At 58.9% G+C, this 4,941-nt stretch carries 3 protein-coding genes; all 3 read left to right on the top strand.

Annotation, left to right across the window (positions count from 1 at the left end; genetic code table 11):
* Nucleotides 1-557, top strand: a 557-nt coding sequence (locus IGS51_RS20635; protein WP_297080643.1) for an SDR family NAD(P)-dependent oxidoreductase, incomplete at its 5' end; no start/stop codon positions are given.
* Nucleotides 554-2,323: a hypothetical protein gene (locus IGS51_RS20640; protein ID WP_297080644.1), complete on the top strand. Its 1,770-nt coding sequence runs from the start codon at nucleotides 554-556 to the stop codon at nucleotides 2,321-2,323. The genes IGS51_RS20635 and IGS51_RS20640, both read left to right, overlap by 4 nt.
* Before the next feature lie 66 nt (nucleotides 2,324-2,389).
* Nucleotides 2,390-4,915 carry an AAA family ATPase gene (locus IGS51_RS20645; RefSeq protein WP_297080645.1) on the top strand — a complete coding sequence of 842 codons (2,526 nt, stop codon included), beginning with the start codon at nucleotides 2,390-2,392 and terminating at the stop codon, nucleotides 4,913-4,915.
* The last annotated feature ends 26 nt before the right edge of the window (nucleotides 4,916-4,941 follow it).

The following is a 4,941-nucleotide window of genomic DNA, read 5'->3' on the forward strand; positions in this document are numbered from 1 at the left end:
ATTGGCTCGTCACCTGCGCCGGAATTGCGCGGCCGGGCGAGTTTCTAGAAATTCCCGTCGAGGTATTTGAGCGAACCATGGCGGTGAATTACTTTGGCACGCTGTACTGCATCCGCGCGGCCCTGCCCGCAATGGAGCAACAGCGGCACGGGCAAATTGTCTGCGTGTCCTCTGGGGCAGGGCTGATCGGCCTCTACGGCTACACCGCCTACAGCCCCAGCAAGTTTGCCCTGCGCGGCCTGGCCGAGTCTCTGCGGGGTGAACTCAAACCCAAAGGCATTGGCGTGTCCATCGTCTATCCGCCCGACACCGACACGCCGCAACTCGCCGAGGAAAACAAAACCAAGCCCCTCGTCACTCAAAAAATTACTGCCACTGCCAAGACCTGGAGCGCCGATGGCGTTGCCGAGGTGATCCTGGCGGGTGTGCAGCGCCGCGCCTTTGCCATCACTCCCGGCTTTGAAATGGGCGTATTGAACCGTCTGCACAGCGTGTTGCTGCCTATGCTCAACCAATCCTTCGACCAAATCACTGCCAAGGTCAGAAACTTGCAATGATTCTATTCCAGCCTGCATCCGACTCCTCCTCCGGCTCATCAGCGTCTTGCGTGTCCGTGCGATCGCCCCTTGCATTCTGGCTGGGCATCAGCCTGCTGTTCACGCTGTACTACGGCCTGGTGACAATTGCCCATGCCTTTAGCTATCCCTACATCGTGCAGGATGACGTTCGTCAGCATGTCGTCTGGATGCAGCGCTTCACCGATCCAGAGCTATTCCCCAACGACTGGATCGCCAACTACTTCCAATCCGTTGCGCCCCTGGGCTTCAAAGCCGTCTTTGCCGCAGCCGCCAAGCTCGGTCTTCCTGCCCTCACCTTTGTTAAAATCCTGCCGCTGCTGCTCAGTTTGGGCACGACAATCTATCTGTTCTTAATTTTCCTGGAACTGTTTCCCTCACCCTTCGGCGCATTCCTCAGTACGCTGATCACCGACCAACTGCTCTGGCTCAACGACGACCTCATTTCTGGTACGCCTAGAGCCTTTGTGTATCCAATTTTCACCGCGTTTTTGTATTACCTGCTGCGGCGATCGCTCTTGCCGTGCGTTTTGGCGCTAGGGCTACAGGGACTCTTTTTTCCGCACCTGATGCTAGTCGGCGTGGGCGTGCTAACAGTGGCGCTGGTGAAGTGGCGCGGCAACCGACCGCAACTGTCGCGCGATCGCCGCGATTACATCTTTTGGGTGGCGGGGCTGGGCGTGGCGCTGCTGGTCATTTTGCCCTTCAGTCGGGCAATAGATTCGCTGGGCAATCCCCTCACCTATGACCTGATGCGCTCTATGCCCGAACACGGGCTAATGGGACGCAACGAATACTTTGGCGTGCCGCCGCTCAACTTTTGGTTTAACGGGCGCAGCGGCATCCGGCTCCAGTTGTTTCCCTCCCTCAGCTTGGTGGGGCTAGCGCTGCCGCTGCTGGGGCGATTCCCGCGCGAATCGCGCTTTGCCGCCATGCAGCACCTCACGCCTAAAGTACGGGTGCTGGTGGACGTGGTGCTGGCCTCGATGGGCTGGTTTGTGCTGGCGCACCTGTTCTTACCGCGCCTCTATCTGCCCAGCCGCTACAACTACCACAGCTTTCGGATTGTGCTGCCGCTGAGTGCGGCGATCGTGTTCACCGTGCTGATCAGCCAGTTTTGGCAAACATTTGGTCCCAAGCTGCGCGGCAAAGTGCCCCTGGCAAAGGGCGATCGCACGCTGATTGGTCTGCTTGGATGCCTTGCCGCCGTGGTGACGCTCGTTCCGCTCGTACCGCCGTTGATTTACGTCCTGCAAAACTGGCAAATCGCCCAAACGCCTGCCATCCATCAGTTTTTGGCAGAGCAGCCCAAGTCTGCGCTGGTGGCCTCTTTGGCCGACGAGGCCGACAATGTGCCTGCGTTCGCGCTGCGGTCTACGCTGGTGGGTCGGGAGTTTGCGCTGGCCTACCACCCCGACTATTACCAAGAGATTCAGAATAGAGCGATCGCCCTGTTGCAGTTGCAATACAGCCCCAATCTACAAACCGTTCAGCAAGTTATTCAAAACTACGGCATTGACTGGATCTGGATCGAAGATGCTGCCTTCCAGCCCGAATACCTGCGCCAGAAAGATTGGCTGGTGCATAGCTCCTTCAAATCTGCGGTAGACGAGGCGATCGCCACGCTAGAACGGGGCAAAACTCCGGCGATTGTTCCCCTGCTCGACCGCTGCACCACCGTCCGCGCTGGGCGATCGCGCCTGCTGGATGCAGCTTGCGTTGAAACTGGGGGCCTCGCAACTCCCTGAAGAAACTGAAGAAACTGCTGAAGTTCTTGTAGAATCTGTGGCGATCGCGCCGACAGCAGATCCTCTATGCTAATCGCAGGCTGGCACTTCAGCGGACTGCGGAGAGGTGGCGATATGGCACTGCGGACGGTGACGACGGAAAAAGCCAAAATTACGGAACTCATCGCCGTAGCCGATCGGCTGGTGGGCGATCGCCTGCATCAGTCCCTCACCGATGTCGATAAGATCGTGCTGGAGCAAGCGCTGCGGGGTAGCAAGCTCAAGGATATTCAGGTGGTGGGCTACTCCCAGGGCACCGTCGAGCGAGTATTTGCGCCGCGTCTGTGGAAGCTACTGTCGCAAGCCTGTTCACAAAAAGTCGGCATCAAAAATCTGCGGCTGATCTTGGAAGACTATAGCCAGCAGGCTCAGCCAAACACTCTGTCTATTGGCTCAGATTTTTCAGAAAACGCACTCGATCGGGCCGATGAGGCTGCGACTTTAGCGCCGCAGGATTTGCCCAATGGGATTGATTTGGAGGGGCGATTCCCGCAGGGATCGCTTCGCGAATCGCCCGCTCAGCGGTTTATTGCTCAGCCGTTTATTTTAGAGAACCTGCCCGCGCCCACCAGCACGGCCTTTATTGGGCGGGAGGCAGAGATCGAGCGCCTGCTGCACCTCCTCTCGCCCGACCACGCCGCCCATCTGATCAGCATTGCAGGCATTGGCGGCGTGGGCAAAACCTCGCTGGCGGTCGAGTGTGCGCGGCGCTGTTTGGCAGCCAGCCGCAACCCCCCGGCCCATCCGACCGTGCCGATATTCAACGCGCTGATTTTTGTGTCGGCCAAGCTATGCTATTTGCAATCCTTTGGACTGCTGCAACGCTTTGACCCGATGCGATCGCTCCAAGACATTTTGCAGCAAATTGCCGACGTGCTGGGCGAAACAGAACTCGCCGGAGCCAGCCTGAATGAGCAGATTCACATGATTCGGCGATCGCTGCACGGCACTTCCTCAGCCACCCACACACCACGCCGGACGCTGCTGATCATCGACAATCTGGAAACGATGGAAAATCCGCAGATGGTGCTGAGTTTTCTCCACGATCTGCCGCCATCGGTCAAAAGCCTGGTGACCACCCGCGAACAGTCGGTCTTCGTCCCTGTGCGGCTGGTGGCAATGCCCACCGACGAGGCTCTGAGCCTGATTCAGCATGAAGCCCAGGAAAAGGGCGTGGCGCTGAACCCCACGGAACGGCGGGCCCTGCTGCGGGTCACTGGCGGCCTACCCGTAGCCATACACTACGCCATCGGGCAGCTTGCCAACGGCTTTGACCTAGCGACGGTGTTGCAGGGTATGTCGAACCCGACGGGCGACGTGGCCCGCTTTTGCTTTGAGACAACGGTGAATGGTTTGCACGGCCAGCCGTCTCATCACCTGCTGATGGCGCTGGCCATGTTTCCGACTCCGGTCTTGCGCGAAACCCTGTTTCAAGTGGCGGATGCGGCGACCTCGCCTGATGCGCTGCAAGGAGCGCTGTCGCAGCTTTGTCAACTATCGCTGGTGAACCAGCAGGACAATCGCTACGGAATGCTGCCCCTGACGCAAGAATACGCCCTGGCAGAGCTAAAGGCGCATCCCAACTTTGCCCAGGCAGCGCGGCAGCGATGGGTCGCCTGGGCGCTGCAATTTTCTGAACCCTATGCCAATCAGGAAGTAAAAACCTGGCACTTGTCGTTTGACGGACTGCAAGAGGAATGGCAAAACCTGCGGGCGATCGCCGATTTTTGTATGACCGAGGGCTGGTATGACGAATTGCTCCAAATCTGGAACAACGTCAAGGCTTATACCTACAGCATGGGGCGACGCAAGGGACGGACGGATTACTGGGGCGATCGCCTGCGGTGGACAGAATGGCTGATTGCTCAGGCCACCCAGCGCAGCCAGTGGCGCACCCTGGCAGAGGTAATGCTCGACCGCGCCTGGACGCTCACCGCTACCCGCAAGACCAGGGCGCTAGAAGAAGCCGAGCAGCTATTCGAGCAAATTCAAACCCTGCGCGACTATCAAGACCAGCCGTTCCAGACCGAATGGGCAAAAAAAATGTCTGTCCTGCGAACCCAGCAGCAGCAGTTTGACGAGGCCCATCAGTTGCTAGACGAAGCAGAAGCCCTGCTCAACCCGGCCGACTGGTCTGCCGGAAAGTATGTCCGCCAGCGGGTGCAGCTTCTTTACTATCGAGGCATGACCCATTTCAAAGCCGGCCAGATTGCCGCCGCCAAGCAGGCCTTTGAAACCGCCCGCGCCCAGGCCCGCGAGGTCGGCTGGGAACGGGCCGTGCGGATGACGGAAAACTGGCTGGCCGACATCGCTGTGCGCGAGGGCAAACTCGACGAGGCGGAGCAGCTTTTAGTCGAAGGGCTGCGGATCGCAGAGCAACAGGACGACCCCACCCGCAGCGCCTACGTGAAACGCTCCTTTGCCGAACTGGTGCAGGCGCGGGGCAACCCCTCCGAAGCGCAACGCTGGGCGCGGGAAGCCCTAGCGCTGTTTGAACAGCTTGGAATGCCCTACGAAGCCGAAGAAACCCAGGCATTTTTGAATGGCTTGTAGGACTTACGCAGTTGGACAATTTCTCG

Source organism: Thermoleptolyngbya sp. M55_K2018_002 (genome assembly GCF_015295965.1).
Lineage (GTDB): Bacteria > Cyanobacteriota > Cyanobacteriia > Elainellales > Elainellaceae > Thermoleptolyngbya > Thermoleptolyngbya sichuanensis.